The 18,171-nt window shown below is 46.0% G+C and carries 17 protein-coding genes; 8 read left to right on the plus strand and 9 right to left on the minus strand.

What is annotated here, in order from left to right; translation table 11 throughout:
- Window positions 1-53 precede the first annotated feature (53 nt).
- The 3 genes from prc to GC128_RS12445 form a co-directional block, all read right to left on the minus strand.
- Window positions 54-2,102 (minus strand): carboxy terminal-processing peptidase, encoded by a 2,049-nt coding sequence (gene prc / locus GC128_RS12435; protein ID WP_151994563.1) that lies wholly within the window; start codon window positions 2,100-2,102, stop codon window positions 54-56.
- Between the two features lie 20 nt (window positions 2,103-2,122).
- Window positions 2,123-2,803 carry an RNA chaperone ProQ gene (gene proQ, locus GC128_RS12440; protein WP_151994564.1) on the minus strand — a complete coding sequence of 227 codons (681 nt, stop codon included), beginning with the start codon at window positions 2,801-2,803 and terminating at the stop codon, window positions 2,123-2,125.
- A 104-nt stretch (window positions 2,804-2,907) separates the two neighbouring features.
- Complete coding sequence (locus GC128_RS12445; RefSeq protein WP_151994565.1) at window positions 2,908-3,396, minus strand: GAF domain-containing protein; 489 nt, start codon at window positions 3,394-3,396, stop codon at window positions 2,908-2,910.
- A gap of 171 nt (window positions 3,397-3,567) precedes the next feature.
- On the opposite strand from GC128_RS12445, the gene yebS reads away from it, so the two are divergent.
- From yebS to GC128_RS12470, 5 genes are all read left to right on the plus strand, one after another.
- Entirely contained in the window at window positions 3,568-4,812 is a 1,245-nt protein-coding gene (gene yebS, locus GC128_RS12450; RefSeq protein WP_151994566.1) for a membrane integrity lipid transport subunit YebS, read from the plus strand.
- Window positions 4,781-7,414, plus strand: a complete 2,634-nt coding sequence (locus GC128_RS12455; RefSeq protein ID WP_151994567.1) for a PqiB family protein — start codon at window positions 4,781-4,783, stop codon at window positions 7,412-7,414. The genes yebS and GC128_RS12455 overlap by 32 nt, the downstream gene beginning before the upstream one ends.
- Window positions 7,415-7,486: 72 nt before the next feature.
- On the plus strand, window positions 7,487-8,929 hold the full coding sequence (gene rsmF, locus GC128_RS12460; RefSeq protein WP_151994568.1) for a 16S rRNA (cytosine(1407)-C(5))-methyltransferase RsmF: 1,443 nt from the start codon (window positions 7,487-7,489) through the stop codon (window positions 8,927-8,929).
- A gap of 112 nt (window positions 8,930-9,041) precedes the next feature.
- Window positions 9,042-9,281: a YebV family protein gene (locus tag GC128_RS12465; protein ID WP_034455162.1), complete on the plus strand. Its 240-nt coding sequence runs from the start codon at window positions 9,042-9,044 to the stop codon at window positions 9,279-9,281.
- Window positions 9,282-9,386: 105 nt separating this feature from the next.
- Complete coding sequence (locus tag GC128_RS12470; RefSeq protein ID WP_064511919.1) at window positions 9,387-9,578, plus strand: YdfD/YebW family protein; 192 nt, start codon at window positions 9,387-9,389, stop codon at window positions 9,576-9,578.
- A 2-nt stretch (window positions 9,579-9,580) separates the two neighbouring features.
- On the opposite strand, the gene GC128_RS12475 is transcribed toward GC128_RS12470, so the two are convergent.
- The 3 genes from GC128_RS12475 to GC128_RS12485 form a co-directional block, all read right to left on the minus strand.
- Window positions 9,581-10,225, minus strand: coding sequence for a metallophosphoesterase (locus GC128_RS12475; RefSeq protein WP_151994569.1), 645 nt, complete (start codon window positions 10,223-10,225; stop codon window positions 9,581-9,583).
- Between the two features lie 54 nt (window positions 10,226-10,279).
- Window positions 10,280-10,807, minus strand: coding sequence for a GNAT family N-acetyltransferase (locus GC128_RS12480; protein ID WP_151994570.1), 528 nt, complete (start codon window positions 10,805-10,807; stop codon window positions 10,280-10,282).
- A gap of 422 nt (window positions 10,808-11,229) precedes the next feature.
- The gene (locus GC128_RS12485) at window positions 11,230-12,720 is read right to left on the minus strand and encodes a SulP family inorganic anion transporter (RefSeq protein WP_151994571.1); all 1,491 of its coding nucleotides are present in this window, start codon (window positions 12,718-12,720) and stop codon (window positions 11,230-11,232) included.
- A gap of 309 nt (window positions 12,721-13,029) precedes the next feature.
- Between GC128_RS12485 and GC128_RS12490 the strand changes: the two genes are divergently transcribed.
- Complete coding sequence (locus GC128_RS12490; protein WP_151994572.1) at window positions 13,030-13,944, plus strand: transporter substrate-binding domain-containing protein; 915 nt, start codon at window positions 13,030-13,032, stop codon at window positions 13,942-13,944.
- Between the two features lie 2 nt (window positions 13,945-13,946).
- The gene (locus GC128_RS12495) at window positions 13,947-14,507 is read left to right on the plus strand and encodes a serine acetyltransferase (RefSeq protein ID WP_151994573.1); all 561 of its coding nucleotides are present in this window, start codon (window positions 13,947-13,949) and stop codon (window positions 14,505-14,507) included.
- Window positions 14,508-15,036: 529 nt separating this feature from the next.
- On the opposite strand, the gene GC128_RS12500 is transcribed toward GC128_RS12495, so the two are convergent.
- From GC128_RS12500 to GC128_RS12510, 3 genes are read right to left on the minus strand one after another with little or no spacing between them, the layout of a single operon-like run.
- Entirely contained in the window at window positions 15,037-15,708 is a 672-nt protein-coding gene (locus GC128_RS12500) for an MAE_28990/MAE_18760 family HEPN-like nuclease (protein WP_151994574.1), read from the minus strand.
- A gap of 2 nt (window positions 15,709-15,710) precedes the next feature.
- Window positions 15,711-16,739, minus strand: coding sequence for a DUF262 domain-containing protein (locus GC128_RS12505; RefSeq protein ID WP_151994575.1), 1,029 nt, complete (start codon window positions 16,737-16,739; stop codon window positions 15,711-15,713).
- Between the two features lie 38 nt (window positions 16,740-16,777).
- Complete coding sequence (locus GC128_RS12510; RefSeq protein ID WP_151994576.1) at window positions 16,778-17,623, minus strand: phage repressor protein CI; 846 nt, start codon at window positions 17,621-17,623, stop codon at window positions 16,778-16,780.
- 115 nt (window positions 17,624-17,738) lie between these two features.
- Here GC128_RS12510 and GC128_RS12515 point away from each other — a divergent pair, with 115 nt between their 5' ends.
- Window positions 17,739-18,140, plus strand: coding sequence for a hypothetical protein (locus tag GC128_RS12515; protein ID WP_151994577.1), 402 nt, complete (start codon window positions 17,739-17,741; stop codon window positions 18,138-18,140).
- Window positions 18,141-18,171 lie beyond the last annotated feature (31 nt).

An 18,171-nucleotide genomic window follows, 5' to 3' on the forward strand; every position in this document is an offset into this window, starting at 1 on the left:
GGCTTGATAGAGGTAAAAAAAACGGGCACAAAATTTTGTGCCCGTTGGAGGAGTTACTTAGCAGGAGCGGGTTGCTCAGCTGGTTTATCTTGCTGCATTTTTGCAAAATCCAGCGCGATATGAACCGTTTCATCGAGATAAGGATCAGGTTCCTGATAATCCTTCGGCAGGTCGTCGAGTTTCTTCAACGGTGCTTTTCCTTCTCGTTTATAGCGGTCATTAATCCGCTCCAGACGCGTAGCATCATCTTCCTGATTCTCTTTCTCACGCTGAGCAAGATTCAGGGAAACAATATTACGTTTATCTTTCAGGGCATTGAAGCGAGCAATATCCTTCATGATGTACTGGAACTCAGGATCGGCTGCTATTCTATCCTGGTGCAGTTTAAGCAATTGCGGCTCAAACTGAGTCAGATCGCCTGACTTGACGTAAGTAGCGGCGTTAATGCTATCCCAAGGGAGGGCATTATCTTCAAACTTCTCGCCAGTCTCAGTCTCTTCAGTACCGGTAGGCATCATGATGTCAGGCGTTACACCTTTACGCTGAGTACTTCCGCCATTAATACGGTAGAACTTCTGGATGGTGTATTGCACTGAACCAAGCGCAGGCCACTCCGGACGCAGCATCTGATCATAGATACGATTCAAAGAACGGTACTGTTGAACAGTGCCTTTACCGAAGGTAGGCTCACCCACAATCAGCGCACGACCATAGTCCTGCATTGCTGCTGCAAAGATTTCAGAAGCCGAAGCACTGAAACGGTCAACCATCACCACCAGTGGACCTTTGTAGTAGACAACGCCGTCAGTATCGCTATCTTCACGCACTTTACCGTTGTTATCACGTACCTGAACAACTGGGCCACTTGGGATAAACAGGCCAGAAAGTGAGACAGCCTCGGTCAATGCACCGCCACCGTTAGAGCGTAAATCAATGATCACGCCCTTCACGTTCTGTTTTTCCATCTTCTGAAGCTGGACTTTGACATCATCTGTCAGACCAACGTAGAAGCCTGGGATATCCAGGACACCCACTTTGTCTTTACCGACCGTTTTAATCGTCAATTTGACGGCGCGATCTTCAAGACGAATGCGTTCACGGGTTAACGTAACCACTCGTGTTTTAGTACCCTTACCTGCCGGTAAGATTTCCAGGCGAACCTTGCTACCTTTTGGCCCTTTGATCAGCGCAACGACATCGTCAAGACGCCAGCCAATCACATCAACCATAGATTTCCCTGTTTGGCCAACACCAACAATACGGTCACCAACGGTAATCGTTTTGCTTTTCGCAGCAGGACCACCCGCTACCATCGAGTTGATAACCGTGTAGTCATCGTCCATTTGCAGCACAGCACCAATACCTTCCAGAGATAAACTCATTTCGGTATTGAATTGTTCTGTGTTGCGTGGCGATAAGTAATTGGTATGCGGGTCGATTTCGTGGGCAAAGGCGGTCATCGCAAGCGAGAAAACATCTTCGCTATTGGATTGAGCCAGACGGCGAATGGCGAACTGATAACGCTTGGTCAGCGTTTCACGAATTTCCTGATCGGTTTTACCGGTCAGTTTCAGGCTCAGTTCGTCAAACTTAACTTTGCTATCCCACAGGGAATTCAACTCTGTAACGTTTGCAGGCCACGGCGATTTGCTGCGGTCAACGTTAAAGGTATCGTTACCCATGAAATTCATTGGTTTTTCCAGCACCTTCAACGCGTATTGATAACGTTCAAAACGACGTTGTTGGGACAGATTGTAGAGATCGTAAAATACGTCCAGTTTACCGGTGCGCAATTCATCGCCAATCTGCTTTTTCCGCGACACAAACTGCTCAACGTCACTGGCTAGCAGCACGTTGTGGCTATAGTCGAGAAGGTTTAGATAGCGATCGAAAATTTTTGCGGAAAAATTTTCATCCAGGTCAAACTGACGATAATGCGAGCGAGTGAAGCGTGAAGTTACACGCTCACTCACCGTTGCATGCTGTGTCTCTTCCTTTAATTGCGGGATTTGAGAAGCTTGCGTGATATTTTCGACGGCCAGTGCGCTACCTGCAAGAAACAACAGACTAGCGACAGCCGTACGCTTAAAGAATTTGTTCATGCCCGGGTCTGGCCTCCGTTTCAGAACTGCAAGTGTTCTGCGCGTACGATCATTGCCATACCAGAAGTCAGCTGTACACGGACGCCATCTTTGGTAATTTCCAGTACTGTGGCATCCATCGCGTTATTACCCGCTTTGACTTTGATTGCCTGACCCACCTGCAAAGCAGAAATGTCTGTAACCGGAGTGCGTTTTTCTTCACGCGGAGCTTGCGGCGCCGGTTTTTCTACACGAGGTTTACGTTCTGTAGCTTCTGGACGACGCGGAGCAGGACGAGGCTTGCGTTCGCGACGAGGTTTATCGGTAACGGTTTCGCCGTTAGCAATAGCCGCTTCACGCTTTTTCGCTGCCTGTTCTGCACGCTGTGCCTGAACACGAGCTTTTGCTTCTTCAAGCTGCTTGCGAGCATGCTCTACGTGCTGCTCATCGAGTTCACCACAAGGGTTACCGTCGAGATCAACACGGGTTGCGCCGACTTTAATACCGTATAGGTAACGCCAGCTTGAAGTGTAAAGACGTAACGCGGAACGAAGTTGAGTTTTACTGAGACTCATCTCCCCTTCAACGCGCGCGACCAAATCCTGGAAGATACCAATCTTCAGGGGGCGGGCTTCACCTTCAGCGCTAAAGCACTGTGGGAAACGCTCTGCCAAAAAGGCGATGACTTCTTTGCTACTATTCAACTTAGGTTGATTTTCCATGAAATTTCCTGATTACAACGGAGTTGCCAACAATCCGCAGGCATGAACAGGCGACATTATAATGACGCTATCAGCAAATGCCACGTTATCCGTTGTTTATCATGCTAACGAGTGAAGAATTTTTTAAAATCCGTGTCGGCAAGCATCAGCGAAAGCTGCGTCACCAGTTGAGATAAGCCGAGTTGGTCTTCAGGTGTGAAGCGCCCAAACTCCGTGCTATCAATGTCCAGAACACCTATTAGCTCGCCATTTACCGTAAGCGGCAGGACAATTTCGGAGTTGCTGGCAGCGTCACAAGCGATATGACCATCAAAAGCATGCACATCTTCGACGCGCTGGATGCTTTTAGTGGAAGCCGCTGTACCGCAAACACCTTTTCCTACCGGGATACGAACGCAAGCAATCTTGCCCTGGAAAGGTCCCAGAACCAGAGTCTCGCCTTCTAATAGGTAAAAGCCTGCCCAGTTAACGCCTTCGAGACGTTCGAACAACAACGCGCTGGTATTTGCCAACGTCGCCAAAAAGCTTGTTTCACCTGCCATTAACGCACTGAAATCGCGGTTCAAGTCCGCGTAAAATTGTTCTTTGTTCATTGATTAACCATAGTATGTTGTCTTACTCAACTGCATAGCATAGTAAAATAAGCATTAAATGCCTTATGCCACAAGGTGTATCATTCAATGAATTACTATACGCTTAACGAATATTTCATAACCCATTGAGATACCCCATGCGCCAGCGGTTTTCCCTGTTTACGATAACACATGAAAATACACGCCATTAGCCATGCTGTACCGCAGGCACGTTATCAGCGTTGCCCCCAATGCGATACACTTTTCTCGTTACCGTCGGTTAAATCCTCGCAGAGCGCGTATTGCCCACGCTGCGATGCCAAAGTTTACCATGGACGCGACTGGTCACTTACTCGTCTGGCGGCGATGGCAATTGCCATGCTACTGCTTATGCCTGTCGCTTTTTCCGAGCCTCTGGTGCGCATCTATTTATTGGGTACGCGAATAGATGCCAACTTGTTCCAGGGCATATGGCAGATGACTAGCCAGGGTGATCCCCTGACAGCCGCAATGGTGTTGTTCTGTGCTGTGGGCGCGCCAGCAACATTAGTTGCCTCAATTGCTTACCTCTACTTTGGTAATATTCTTGGGATGAATTTACGCCCGGTCTTACTCATGCTTGATAAGCTCAAAGAGTGGGTAATGTTAGATATTTACCTGGTCGCTATCGGTGTGGCCTGTATCAAAGTCAGAGAGTTTGCATTTATCCAACCGGGCGTAGGTCTCGTGGCGTTTATTGCATTAGTGGTGCTGAGCTTGTTGACGCTAATTCACCTTAATGTAGAACAGCTATGGGCTCGTTTTTATCCCCAGCGACCTCCTCGAGCGTGGGGTCCCCAGTTACGCGTTTGCCTGGGCTGCCACTTCACTGGGGTGCCTGACAACCGTGGGCGTTGTCCTCGTTGCCATGTGCCATTAAGAGCTCGTCGTCGCCACAGCTTACAAAAATCCTGGGCAGCATTAATCGGTTCGTTAATATTCCTCCTGCCGGCCAACCTGTTGCCAATTTCGATTCTTTACGTCAATGGTTCCCGCCAGGAAGATACGATTCTTTCCGGTATTCTTTCCCTCGCCAGCAGTAATGTTGCCGTCGCCGCTGTGGTTTTCATTGCCAGTATCCTGGTGCCTTTTATCAAAGTTATCGTTTTGATTTCATTGCTGGTCAGCATTCATTTTAAATGTGAGAAAGGGCTTAAGACGCGGATAACACTGCTACGCTTTATTACTTGGATTGGGCGCTGGTCCATTCTCGATCTCTTCGTAATCTCGCTTACGATGTCGCTGGTTAATCGTGACCAGCTATTGGCATTTACTATGGGACCGGCTGCGTTTTATTTTGGCGCGGCGGTTATTTTAACTATTCTTGCAGTCGAATGGCTTGATAGCCGACTACTTTGGGACGCACATGAGTCAGGAAATGCCCGCTTCACCGACTGAAGCGCGAATTAAAACTAAACGCCGTATTTCGCCCTTCTGGTTACTGCCAATTATCGCACTGATGATTGCCGGCTGGCTGATGTGGACGACCTGGGAAGAACGCGGCACGACTGCGACCATTGATTTTATTTCGGCTGACGGCATCGTTGCCGGGCGCACGCCTGTACGTTACCAGGGTGTTGAAGTCGGCACGGTACAAAGCGTCAGCCTCAGTAAAAACCTGAGCAAAATCGAAGTAAAAATCAGCGTGAAAAGCGATATGAAAGACGCGCTGCGTGAAGATACCCAGTTTTGGCTGGTCACACCCAAGGCGTCTCTTGCGGGTGTTTCCGGCCTGGATGCGCTGGTTGGCGGCAACTATATCGGCATGATGCCGGGCAAAGGCGAGCCGAAAGATCACTTCTCCGCGCTCGATACCCAGCCGAAATATCGCCTTAACAATGGCGAGCTGATGATTCACTTGCACGCACCGGATTTAGGTTCGCTCAACAGTGGGTCGCTAGTTTATTACCGCAAAATTCCGGTAGGCCGAGTGTATGACTACACCATCAACAAGAACCAGCAGGGCGTGACGATTGACGTGCTGGTTGACCGCCGCTTTACCAAACTGGTGAAAAAAGGCAGCCGCTTCTGGAACGTATCCGGCGTTAAAGCCAACGTCAGTCTTTCCGGTGCGCAAGTTCAGCTAGAAAGCCTGGCGGCATTGGTCAACGGCGCTATCGCCTTTGACTCGCCGGAAAACTCAGCCGAAGCCAAAGCTGATGATGAGTTTGGCCTGTATGAAGATCTGGCGCATAGCCAGCGTGGCGTAATCATCGATCTTGATTTGCCGAGCGGACAAGGTTTAAACGCCGGTTCAACTGCGCTGATGTATCAAGGGCTTGAAGTCGGAACACTGACCAAACTAAACCTCAATCCGGGCAGCACGGTAACCGGCCAAATGACGGTGGACCCAAGCGTGGTCAATCTGATGCGGAGCGGGACGCGCATTGAGTTGCGCAGCCCTAAGATTTCCCTCAGCAACCCGAATATCAGCAGCCTGTTAACGGGAAGTACGTTTGAATTGGTACCCGGTGAAGGTGAACCGCAAAACCATTTTGTGGTTTTCCCGAGCGATAAAACTCTCTTGCAGCAGCCTGATGTTCTGACCCTGAACCTGACGGCACCGGAAAGTTATGGCATTGATGCAGGCCAGCCGATTATTTTGCATGGTGTGCAGGTGGGGCAGATTCTTGAGCGCAAATTGTCGGCCAAAGGCGTCACCTTCTCCGCAGCCATTGATCCTGAATATCGGCATTTGATTCAGGGCGACAGCAAATTCGTCGTCAACAGCCGTATTGATGTAAAGCTGGGTATTGATGGCGTTGAATTCCTGGGTGCCAGCGCCAGCGAATGGGTCAACGGCGGTGTCAGAGTCATTCCAGGTAACAAAGGTGCTATGAAAGATAGCTATCCACTCTATGCCAACCTTGAAAAGGCGGTGGAAAACAGCCTGAGCGACCTACCAACAACCACGTTGACGTTAACCGCGGCCAGCCTGCCAGATATTCAGACCGGCTCCGTGGTGCTTTATCGTAAATTCCAGGTCGGGGAAATCATCAGCGTACGTCCTCGTGCTAACAGTTTTGACATTGATGTAAATATCAAACCGGAATACCGTAACCTGCTGACCTCCAATAGCGTGTTCTGGGCCGAGGGTGGCGCTCGTGTGCAACTCAATGGCAGTGGCCTTACCGTTCAGGCTTCCCCTCTTTCGCGTGCCTTAAAAGGTGCTATCAGTTTCGACAACTTAAGCGGCGCCAGCGTCGGCCTGAAAAAAGGCGACAAGCGAATGCTGTACGCCTCTGAAACTGCCGCTCGTGCGGTAGGCAGTCAGATAACGCTGCACACTTTCGATGCTGGTAAACTTTCTGCCGGTATGCCAATCCGTTATCTGGGCATAAATATAGGGCAACTTGAGTCACTGAATCTGACAGCTTCACGCAGTGAAGTAGAAGCCAAAGCAGTACTCTACCCTGAGTTTGTTGAGACATTTGCCCGCAGCGGCACGCGCTTCTCTGTCGTCACCCCGAAAATTTCGGCCTCCGGCGTGGATAATCTCGATACTATTCTCCAGCCTTATATCAACGTTGAACCAGGCCGCGGCGCAGCACGTCGTGACTTCGAATTGCAGGAAGCCTCTATTACTGACTCCCGCTACTCAGACGGCCTGAACATCGTAGTAGAAGTGACTGAAGCGGGCGCATTAAACATCGGTACGCCAGTGCTATTCCGCGGTATCGAAGTGGGTACGGTGACCGGATTAACCCTCGGCAACCTCTCTGACCGCGTGATGGTTGGCCTGCGTATCAGCAAGCGCTTCCAGCATCTGGTGCGTGATAGCTCAGTATTCTGGCTGGCCTCTGGTTATAGTCTCGATTTCGGTCTGACGGGTGGTGTAGTGAAAACCGGCACCTTCAACCAGTTCATCCGCGGTGGTATCGCCTTCGCCACGCCGCCTGGTACACCACTGGCACCGAAAGCAGAAACGGGTAAACATTTCCTGTTAGAGCAAAGTGAGCCTAAAGAGTGGCGTCAATGGGGCACCGCACTGCCTCGCTAATACCTTCGCCCCGGTGCCTCACCGGGGCGTTTGTGTTACCATCCCTCCTTCATTTTTTTCTGGACTTCCTTAGTGGCTCATTCTCACACCGCCTTTCTCCCGCAAGCTTTTCTTGATGTTATTCGCGATGCACTCCCGGCAGATCAATCTATCGAGAGCTTTATCGAGTATTGCCAGCGGCCACTGCGTCGCAGCTTGCGTGTTAATACCCTCAAGATTTCGGTCAATGATTTTCTTGCGCTTGTCGCCTCTTATGACTGGCATCTGACACCGATTCCGTGGTGCGCAGAAGGGTTCTGGATTGAACGTGATGATGAAGAAAGCCTGCCGCTGGGTAGTAGTGCCGAACATTTGAGTGGCCTGTTCTACATTCAGGAAGCCAGTTCAATGCTGCCCGTTGCGGCGTTGTTTGCTGACGGCAATCAACCGGACCGAATTATGGATGTCGCAGCGGCTCCAGGCTCCAAAACCACGCAAATTGCAGCGCGTATGGGCAATCATGGTGCAATCCTCGCCAATGAATATTCCGCCAGTCGCGTTAAAGTGCTACACGCTAACATCAGCCGCTGCGGTATCAGCAACGTCGCGTTGACGCATTTCGACGGCCGAGTATTTGGTGCTGCACTACCGGAGTGTTTCGATGCAATTTTGCTGGATGCCCCATGCTCAGGTGAAGGTGTGGTGCGTAAAGACCCTGACGCCCTGCGCAACTGGACGCCAGAAAGCACCGCCAGCATCGCCGATACGCAGCGTGAGCTGATTGCCAGCGCTTTTCATGCGTTGCGTCCAGGCGGTACGTTGATCTATTCCACCTGCACTTTAAATCGTGAAGAGAATCAGCAGATTTGCCAGTGGTTACTGGATGAGTGGCCTGATGCTGTGGAAATCGCCCCGCTTAACGATTTATTCCCGGAGGCGGATAAAGCTATTACTGCCGAAGGCTACTTGCATGTTTTCCCGCAAATTTACGATTGTGAAGGATTCTTCGTTGCGCGCCTGCGCAAAACTGCATCCGTAGAAGCGCTCCCGGCCCCAGGCTACAAAGTGGGGAAATTCCCGTTTGTACCAATGCATGGAAAACAAGCTGCGGAAGTGACCGCAGCTGCAAAACAGTCTGGGATCGCCTGGCAAGATGACCAACAACTTTGGTTGAGAGATAAAGAAATCTGGCTATTCCCCAAAGAGATTATTCCGCTATTTGGCCAGGTTCGATTTTCACGTATTGGTTTACGCCTTGCTGAGCAATACAACAAAGGCTATCGCTGGCAGCATGAAGCCGTCATAGCCCTGGTGCCTGGCGATTCACCGCTAGGATTTGCGCTTACTGAATTTGAAGCGGACGAGTGGTATCACGGTCGCGATATTTACCCAGATGTATCCCCCGAGCTAAATGAGGTTGTCGTGACATACCAGGGACAACCTCTTGGTCTGGCAAGAAAAGTTGGATCTCGCCTGAAAAATAGCTATCCACGTGAATTGGTTCGCGACGGAAAACTGTTTGCCGCCAGGGGCTGATGCGTAAAAAAATAGTCGCCATGTAGTTTGCAGTTTTTGTACGTTTGTCTACGCTCTACTGTGGGAGACCTTACTGGTCATACCACATGTACCCAGACCCAAGGAGAGCGTGATGACGAAAACTAGCGTACGAATAGGCATCTTCGAAATTGATGATGCTGAATTACATGGCGAGCAGCAAGGGGACCGCACGTTGAGCATCCCTTGTAAATCCGACCCGGACCTGTGCATGCAACTTGATGCCTGGGATGATGAAACAAGTATTCCCGCCGTCCTCGATGGCGAACATTCAGTCCTCTACCGTCAACATTACGACCAAAAATCTGATGCCTGGGTCATGCGTCTTGCATAACTCAAAGTGACCCGTCGCCCAGACGGGTTAATTAATTGGCACTGATTACCCTCTTCTCGTGACTTCCCCTACAATTAAGCCAAACGGTGCAACTCAAAGGCAATCATGTTTGCGTTGGTTTTATTTGTTTGCTACCTGGACGGCGGCTGCGAAGATATTGTGGTAGATGTCTTTAATACTGAACAGCAGTGCCTGTTCGCTATGGATGAGCAGCGGATACGCTACGGTGGCTGTTTCCCGGTGGAAGATTTTATTGATAGTTTCTGGCGTCCGGCGCAAGAATACAGCTCGTTGTAGTGTTACTGAACCTGCACCATAGTCAGCTTATTACCAAACACTGCGCCGGTATCAATATAATATTGATTATGAAAATGACTCACTTCTTTGAGCGGCGTATGGCCGAAGTAGAACTCATCAGCACCGTCGATATCCTCGCCTCGCCCCTGTAAATTCTTATTAAGCCTATCCCGGCTCCAGACCAGTAAATGTTCATCGACGGGCTGATTCCAACTGTAATGCCCTGAAGGGTAGTCTGCATGAGCAATAACCAGCGTCTTGTCATGCGTATGAAGTTCAATTACCAACGGTAAATCGCGGCACTTCAGTAAGGCTAGCTGCACATTATTTTGACGCTGTTCTGGCAATTCCCGATACCACTCACCACCGTTCATCTGCCAGAGCATTCCCTCACCTTCGTCGAGCGCCTCTAAAGCCATCGCTTCATGGTTGCCCTTCACTGCTTTAAACCACTTACTACCGAGCAGTGCCAGGCATCCAGGGCTGTTTGCACCGCGATCAATAAGATCACCCACCGAGATAAGTAAATCCTGATGATAATCAAAATGATGAAGTTTAAGCTGGCTAATCAATTCAGAGAGGCAGCCGTGTAAATCACCAACAATAAACACATGCCGCCACTCTTCGCCGTCTATTCGCTGATACATACCGCCCCCACTTTGTTTATTTATTGCTTAATTATAAACCAGTGGGGGCAATGATTAGCGGGCAGGACGAATGAACATTTTGATTTGCTTACCGTGGTATTCAACAAAATGCTGGAACTGGAAACCAAATCGCTCAGCCAGATAGATAGAACGCAGGTTGTCATCATCAATAATGCAACAAACTGGTGTCGCTAACTCACGGTCCGCCCATTGCAGAACCGCGTTGAGCGCTTCGCTGGCATAGCCTTTACCGTGCACAGCGGGAATCAGTGACCATCCCGCTTCCGGAAGTTCAAGCGCCGGAGTTAACTCACGTTGTGCGTCCTGAAAACCAAACGAACCAATATAACGCTCAGTCTCTTTTTCAAAGACAGCCCAATAGCCGTAACCAATCGCCTGCCAATGACCGATGTAACGCAGCAATCTTCCCCAGGTCATTTCTGGGCCTTGCGGTTGTCCACCACCAATAAACCTCACCATTTCTGGGTCCGCCCAACAGGCAGCTAATGCCGGAAAATCATCCAGCGTAAAATGGCGGAGAATTAGACGTTCAGTTTCCAGACGAGGTGCTGCATTAACCATGCTCATATCCTTCAAACGTATTATTGGCGTACGATTTTTTACTTATTTTGCCGCCATACGGTTTGAGACACAATCAGCACACTGCATTCGAAAGTATGGAAATTGAAGGAAAAGCGAGTCAGAGCCACAAATAGAAAAGGCTGCATAAATGCAGCCTTTAGAGAGGTGATACGAGTTATCTGGTAAATACTACGCTTCTTAAAGCGATGAAATATGGCTTGCGCCCCAAGGGAATGTGGTCATTAAACCTACCACGAACCCACCAGTTTACTTTTGAGGATCAGTTTCAAAACTATCTGGCACCTCCGTTTCACTCTGGAACTAAGGCTAATCTAGCAGCCTTAACATTGTAAAAGTAACGGCAGATTCACAGTTTTGCCATTTTCTCATCAAATAAATCTGGATTAACGCGTGAGTGGTATTCAAATTTTGCCGCTCAGCCGCTCGTGGAAGTCGCTGCTGCGTAAATCGAGACCGACAATTTGTACCTTGCTTTCATAGCGTTGATAGCGGGTTTCGATCGCATCAAGCACGGCAACTGTCGATACATCCCAAATTTGAGCCTGAGACAAATCAATAATCACGTTTTGCGGATCGTCGGCATACTGGAAATGTTCAACCAAATCGTTGCTACTGGCAAAAAACAACGGCCCGGTTACCGTATATCTTACAGATTGCCCGTCTTCAGATAATGTTCTTTCCGCGCGTACTACGTGGGCAATACGGCGAGCAAACAAGATCATCGCAAAAACCACGCCACCGACGACACCCAACGCCAGGTTCCCGGTCGCAACGGTCACTGCGACAGTGCTTACCATCACTAAAGTTTCTGGAAATGGAATTCTTTTCAAGGTAGCAGGTTTAACACTGTGCCAGTTGAGCGTTTTCACCGCCACAATCACCATAATTCCGGCTAAAACCACCATCGGGATTTTTGCCATCAATTCGCTTAAACCGGTGACTAACAGCAACAGCACCAGGCCGGCAGCAATTGTCGAGATGCGCGTCCGCCCCTTGCCAAGTTCCACATTGACCATGGTCTGGCCAATCATGGCGCAACCGGCAATACCACCGTAAAAACCGGCGAATATGTTAGATACTCCCAACCCCCAACATTCACGACGTTTACTCGAAGGTGTGTCAGTCAGTTCATCAACAAGTTTGGCGGTTAACAACGATTCCATTAAGCCAACGAAGGCGATGCTCAAAGCGCAAGGCCAGATAATTCGTAAAGTATCCAGATTCAAGGGCACCAACAACTCTGTCAGTCCGGGTAATCCAGTAGCCATTGGTCCCGCCTCACCCACTGTTGGTACAGATAACCCCATCCCAATGAATGCCGCTGTAATGACAATAATCGCCACCAACGGCGACGGAACCATTTTAAATACCCGAGGGAGAAACAGCACTATTGCCAGGGTGAGCGCTAACAGCCCCCAGACCAGCGGGTTATCCCCCCAAATATGTGGTACCTGGGCAAAGAAAATGAGAATGCCCAACGCGTTTACAAACCCGGTCATCACTGACAGTGGTATATAGCGCATCATACGAGCAAGCCCTGTGACACCGAACAAAATCTGGATTAACCCTGCCAGCAACACCGCCGGGAAAATATATTCAACGCCGTGCAGATGCACCATTGGACCGATAACTAATGCTACTGAGCCAGCAGCAGCTGTCACCATTGCGGGGCGCCCACCAAGCAGTGACATGGATAAACAAAGCACAACAGAGGCGACGAGGCTGACTTTCGGGTCAACCCCCGCGATGACTGAGAATGAAATGATTTCAGGTACAAGTGCCAATGCCGTTACCACTCCAGCAAGGGATTCACGAGCGAGCAAACGCGGGCTACGTAAAACCGAGGCGAGAGAGTTTTCCCGACGATGTGTTTCAGTTTGATTTGTGGTCATAGTTTGTCTTTGCAGGTTTGTCGTTATTAGTTGGAGCGAACTTCAGGTCGGAAGTGATTGTACAGAGAGGATAGTAAGGATGCTAATTAATATACCCCCTATCTCGGTCCTATCCTCTGGACTTGTATGGGTATTCATGTAGATGATTTCAGGATGATGAATATTGAGGCATGCCACAAATATAGATATTAATGGCTATTATTAGAAAGACAATTATTAGTAAACCAACATAAAAGCAATTACAATACTGCCGATATTTTCGAAAAATATAATTTTACTTTAGCCATTTTAATTAATGGAGGCTTACTTTTGTTTAGTCATTTGACTTATTGTAAAATGATTGGTTCTTTTATGTTGGCTGCTATGATATTTTTTTGCAGCAGTGCTGTAGCCGATCCTGTGCTTAATAAAATACTTAGCACGCATAGTATTACCTTGGCATGGGTGGGTAGTTCCAAGCCTTTTTCCTGGGAGGTAAATGGAAAACCGACTGGTATGGCGGTGGATATCTGCCAGGGAGTTGTCGACAGTATAAAAAAACGCTACAACACAAATCTAAATATACAATGGATAGAAGTTGCCTCAGCCGCGCGCTTTGAATATATATCTCATCATAAAGCAGATATTCTCTGCGCCATTGCCGGAAATACAGCGCAACGTAATAAATTCGTTACTTTTTCAAAGCCATGGTTTTTTACACGGACAAATTTTCTGGCTAAAAAATCTCAGCATATAAATAGCCTCGAAATGCTCTCTGGGCGAACCGTAGGGGCTATTAGTGGCGGAACATCTGCATTATTACTCTCTGCAATGAACCAAAATATTAACTATTCGATCTCTGTTAAGCTGATGAGAAGTTTCGATGAAGGATTTAATTTACTAGAACAAGGGCACATCTCAGCATTTGTCACTGATGACATTATCATACATAGCAAGTTAGCTGAAATGGCGAACAGAGATGACTATCAAATGAGTGCTGAAGGATTTGGTGACGTAATACCCTATGGAATGGTGATAGCTAAAGATGCAGATGAAATAGAGCCCATCATCAATGATGAGTTAAAAAACCTGTTTATCTCAAAACGATTTGATGAGTTATATAATAAATGGTTCATGTCCCCTATTTCTCCTACTGGTGAAAACATGCGGCAACCCATGTCAAATGATCTCATCAAAGAAAAAAATAACTATCTACTTGCACCAGAAACTCCAACTACAGACTAAAAATGAACAGCAAAATATTAAAAGAACACCTACAAGAGTGTTTGCGCAAAGAAGTTATGATGAATGATAAACCATTTACATGGTCAAGGGCTGTCCATAAAGCGTTTAAATGCCCTGAGAGGAGATTTAATTTTTGGTGGCGAATAGCATCGTATCTTTATAAAACCGAAAAAAACCTTAATAAAACCATTGCCAGGAAAATTAATAGAAACCTAATAAAAAAATACAATACTGAAATTCAATTACCAGCAACAATCGGACCGGGTTTGAACGTTACGCATTTTTTATCTGTTGTGATTAATGGTTGCTCAACAATTGGTTATAATTTCAAAATCCGACAAAATACCACAATTGGCCTTGGTGGCAGCGTGGGTGAAAAGTTCAACTCGCCAACAATATCCATCGGCAACAACGTTGAAATTGGTGCTTGCTGCTGTATTCTTGGGCACAATCTACTAATCGGAAACAATGTTACAATTGGTGCTATGTCATTTATTAATAGAGATATACCTGATAATACAGTCGTCTATACTGAAAAAAATCAAGTAATGAGATTAAAATGAACGCCCCCACTTAATTTACTCGCCGACTTCACTTTAGAGCCATATATAAATACTCAAAAATTAAAAGGCATTCAGAAAACATAGCAAATACATAAATATTGATAGGACAGTCTATCGGTGTAATAAGTGGTAGGACAGCTGCATCAATGATGTAAAAATGAATCATGACAATAATTATTCGCGGGAAATAAACAAACCTGGAAAATTGAGAGCAATATCAGGTAAACAGGAGCTTTTGAAGAGTGTTTTGGTTTTTTTTAGTTTAAACCATCTCACTTTCACCTACAAAAATGCTCGAAAAGTATTTGGATTCATACAAAAAGAAGTTTATGTTGTTATGAGTCTGTTACGGAATTTACGTCAGTTCCAATAGGGAAAGTTACGATTTTTTCATGAACTCCCAGACAGGATACAGCTAAGTATTTGTATAGAAAGACAGATAAAAAAAGACCGAATATTAATTTCGGCCTTTAAAATCAATGAATTACTACATATAGCGTCGATAAATTGACTACCAACACTTTAGAAATTATTCCGCCTCGTTAGGAAGGAAATTAGCACTATAGTGGCTATTGATTGTGCTAATTATATAGTGACATAACAGCTCAACATCTGTATGTTTTTTCTTCAGCTGCTCAAGGGTAAATCTGGCCCCGATTTCGTGTGCGCATTCCCTCCCATGAGCAATTGCATTTCGATGCTCTTTAATTTCCGCCAATAATTGAGGGAAAACACCTTCAGGCAAAGGATCACAGTCTAATCCCAAGAAAAACCACATATCTTTAATTTCCGCGATTGAAATATTCATACCTGCGCCTGGAAAAATATTAGTATCAACTTCACAAACATTCTCACCAAATGCGTGATTTAATAAATCATACTTCTTTCGCCATATATGTTTTTTAGAGCTAGCAAGAAGTGCCTTAAATTTCGAATCTAATAATACGCTTAGCAATGCAGGTTCGTAGTGCTTTGGAGCTAAGGGTTGGGCTGCAATCAACTCAAGAAAGGTTGAAAAAGAATTAGTTACGGTAAATTCGATTGCAGCATATAACTGCACGAAAAACACACCTTTCTGCATCCTAGCTAGATCATCAGTAAATGCCCCTTGCGATTCTTCTACTGATGAAATATGGCTTAGAAGTAAAGAACATAATCTAAGCCTATCTGTAGTCCCTGACGACACTGAAGTAAAAGGCATAGTTAGAACCTGTCAAAGCAATATTTAATTCTCTCAACTAATCTTTTTCTCGAGTTTGTCGCACCTGATGTTAACTGCGTTAACTCTTTATCATTAATCCACGTTGGAACAGAAGAGTTAGATACATTTTTTTTGGCAGCTATTGCATCTGCTGCACCAACGCTAACTGCTTCATATAAGTTAATTGGTGTAATTCTTCTATTACCTCTTTTAATTCCATCAGGTAATACTATGCTTAGTTGTTTGAATGTTTCTTCAAATACCGCCCTATTATTTTTGTAATCGAAACTTGCAGTAGATTTTTCCATATAATCATTTAAAAAATCCACAACACTATGATCAAATGAATTACGATTATTCAGATATGCAAAAAATTTAAGCACCAATTCTTGCTTAGTACCATCCGTCATATTTGTATCAGTCAAATTAACGCATTTTTCAAAGTCTTTATTTGTACTAAGGTCAGATAGAAAATCGTTAAACTCGCCTCTAAATACACACCCTCTTATTTCTTGTTTAGTTAAAACCACACCACCAGTATTCAGACGTTCAAATAAGTCAAACCTAACTTTTAGGTCACTTTTATCACTTAAAGTTGTAACTTTAAGCGGTCTCAATGCAAATTTGAGCTGAATCGTACTTGGGATTTGTCCGTGAGTGCACCCATTAAAATCAGTTAATGACTCTAGACCAGTCAATACCAACGGCGACTCAAACTTGAATTTAGCAAGTTGATCATCATTACCAATAAAATGTATTAAGGTACTAAGTCTCTGCACACCATCGATCAACTCCCATGTGCCATCTTTGTTAGCTGCCATAAATAATGATGGAACAGGAATCCCAAGGAATACAGACTCAACAAATCTAGATTGATTTTCAGCAGGCCATCTAAATTGCCGCTGATACTCAGGTGCTACATTAATAGTGCCATCACTAGCCATAGCAACCAATTCTTTTACGGAGAAATCAAAGGTATCAAAATCTACTTTTCTTCTTTCTTTGTCTAACTGCTCTGCATAATTTTTCATAAAACCTCCATTTTTTAAAGACTGTTTTAATTTTAATATTAATTACTAACTATTGATTTTTTTACCTGGCCGACACAGATAACCTCAGTTGTACGACATTCAAAATCGTTTCCTTTACTACTTAATTTAATCTTGTTCCCTGGAATTTTAAGCACGTCATAAACATCGTAACTACCATCAATATTTATCAACCAGCGACCATTAGAAATAATTTTAATGTCAAAATCTACTACCCAAGCTTCGCCGCCTTTCTCAACCAGACCACATTTTTCAGAAAGGGACTCAAGTAAACTTGGATCAGCAATCCATTTGCCACATTCAATAAGCTGACCTGAATTGATACTGAAATGTTGCAGGGATAAAATATTATCAGATACAACTCCTATACGTTGAGTTGATACAATGCTCTTACCAATTGATAACCACTCTAATGAAGCACCAGTTTCTAAAGCACAAGTTATAACAACATCGCCAGGAAAATAATCACGGCGAATCCAAGTACTAATTGTTCCTGACGAAATTGATAAATGATCACCAAGTTCTTTCTGTGTTTTAAAACCATAGGCATCCAGTATGCGCCGCAATACTGCCCTTCCTCCAGATGCTAGGATTTTGTCGTGAAGTTTTTTTCCACTTTCCCTTCCGCTAACAACCTCACATCTTGCATTTGCAAGTTTTCCGCTCGTCAGCCATTGTAAATCACATCCTGTATCCAAAGCACATCGAACAAAAGCACTTCCCGGCACACTGTTTCTTTGAACCCAATTGCTTACATTAGCTGCAGGAACCCCTAAAGATTCAGCAAGTGACTTTTGTGTTGTTACGCCGTATGCAGAGGATAATCGCTCAAGTATTTCCAGAGCTGTACCTTCACTAAATTCCATAGCCCACCAAATAAATAAACAATTGTTGTTTACTGGAGGCCATTTGTTGTTTTAGGATGTATCACACCACATGAAACACCATAGAACAAAACAACCCCAACGGAGATACTGCGTGATGCATACTGAAAATGCAAACTCTCAGCTCACATCTCAGATGCTGACCTCCCCTGACTTCATTGCAAGCATTGCAGCTCAGTTAGTTCCTGCGATCAATACTGCTCTTGATCAGGCTCTGGAAAAAGCTGCTGCGCTGGCAAACTCCCCTACCATGTCGAAAGAAAACTTCTGCGCTGCCAATGGCATCAGTAGTTCTGTACTCGAAAAGTGGATTGCAAATGGCGTAGTGCTACTTGCCCCGACCCCGACCTCTACAGTCACACGAACGATTACCTGCAAAGAGACCGGAAAATCACGTAAGGACGTGATGGAAAAACATGGTAACGCATTGATTAACGTTGCTGCATGGCGTGAAAAGAATCGCCAGCACGCCGTCAATTGTCGCTACATCAAACGATAACTTGATTATGCAAGTTTAAGGATGAGCAACC

It is taken from the genome of Buttiauxella massiliensis, from assembly GCF_902500225.1.
Classification (GTDB): Bacteria; Pseudomonadota; Gammaproteobacteria; order Enterobacterales; family Enterobacteriaceae; genus Buttiauxella; species Buttiauxella massiliensis.

What these genes read in the sequence shown, in the direction of transcription:
- prc (WP_151994563.1), bottom strand. Translation starts at nt 2,102, where the DNA reads ATGAACAAATTCTTTAAGCGTACGGCTGTCGCTAGTCTGTTGTTTCTT.
- proQ (WP_151994564.1), bottom strand. Translation starts at nt 2,803, where the DNA reads ATGGAAAATCAACCTAAGTTGAATAGTAGCAAAGAAGTCATCGCCTTT.
- GC128_RS12445 (WP_151994565.1), bottom strand. Translation starts at nt 3,396, where the DNA reads ATGAACAAAGAACAATTTTACGCGGACTTGAACCGCGATTTCAGTGCG.
- yebS (WP_151994566.1), top strand. Translation starts at nt 3,568, where the DNA reads ATGAAAATACACGCCATTAGCCATGCTGTACCGCAGGCACGTTATCAG.
- GC128_RS12455 (WP_151994567.1), top strand. Translation starts at nt 4,781, where the DNA reads ATGAGTCAGGAAATGCCCGCTTCACCGACTGAAGCGCGAATTAAAACT.
- GC128_RS12465 (WP_034455162.1), top strand. Translation starts at nt 9,042, where the DNA reads ATGACGAAAACTAGCGTACGAATAGGCATCTTCGAAATTGATGATGCT.
- GC128_RS12470 (WP_064511919.1), top strand. Translation starts at nt 9,387, where the DNA reads ATGTTTGCGTTGGTTTTATTTGTTTGCTACCTGGACGGCGGCTGCGAA.
- GC128_RS12475 (WP_151994569.1), bottom strand. Translation starts at nt 10,225, where the DNA reads ATGTATCAGCGAATAGACGGCGAAGAGTGGCGGCATGTGTTTATTGTT.
- GC128_RS12480 (WP_151994570.1), bottom strand. Translation starts at nt 10,807, where the DNA reads ATGGTTAATGCAGCACCTCGTCTGGAAACTGAACGTCTAATTCTCCGC.
- GC128_RS12485 (WP_151994571.1), bottom strand. Translation starts at nt 12,720, where the DNA reads ATGACCACAAATCAAACTGAAACACATCGTCGGGAAAACTCTCTCGCC.
- GC128_RS12495 (WP_151994573.1), top strand. Translation starts at nt 13,947, where the DNA reads ATGAACAGCAAAATATTAAAAGAACACCTACAAGAGTGTTTGCGCAAA.
- GC128_RS12500 (WP_151994574.1), bottom strand. Translation starts at nt 15,708, where the DNA reads ATGCCTTTTACTTCAGTGTCGTCAGGGACTACAGATAGGCTTAGATTA.
- GC128_RS12505 (WP_151994575.1), bottom strand. Translation starts at nt 16,739, where the DNA reads ATGAAAAATTATGCAGAGCAGTTAGACAAAGAAAGAAGAAAAGTAGAT.
- GC128_RS12510 (WP_151994576.1), bottom strand. Translation starts at nt 17,623, where the DNA reads ATGGAATTTAGTGAAGGTACAGCTCTGGAAATACTTGAGCGATTATCC.
- GC128_RS12515 (WP_151994577.1), top strand. Translation starts at nt 17,739, where the DNA reads ATGCATACTGAAAATGCAAACTCTCAGCTCACATCTCAGATGCTGACC.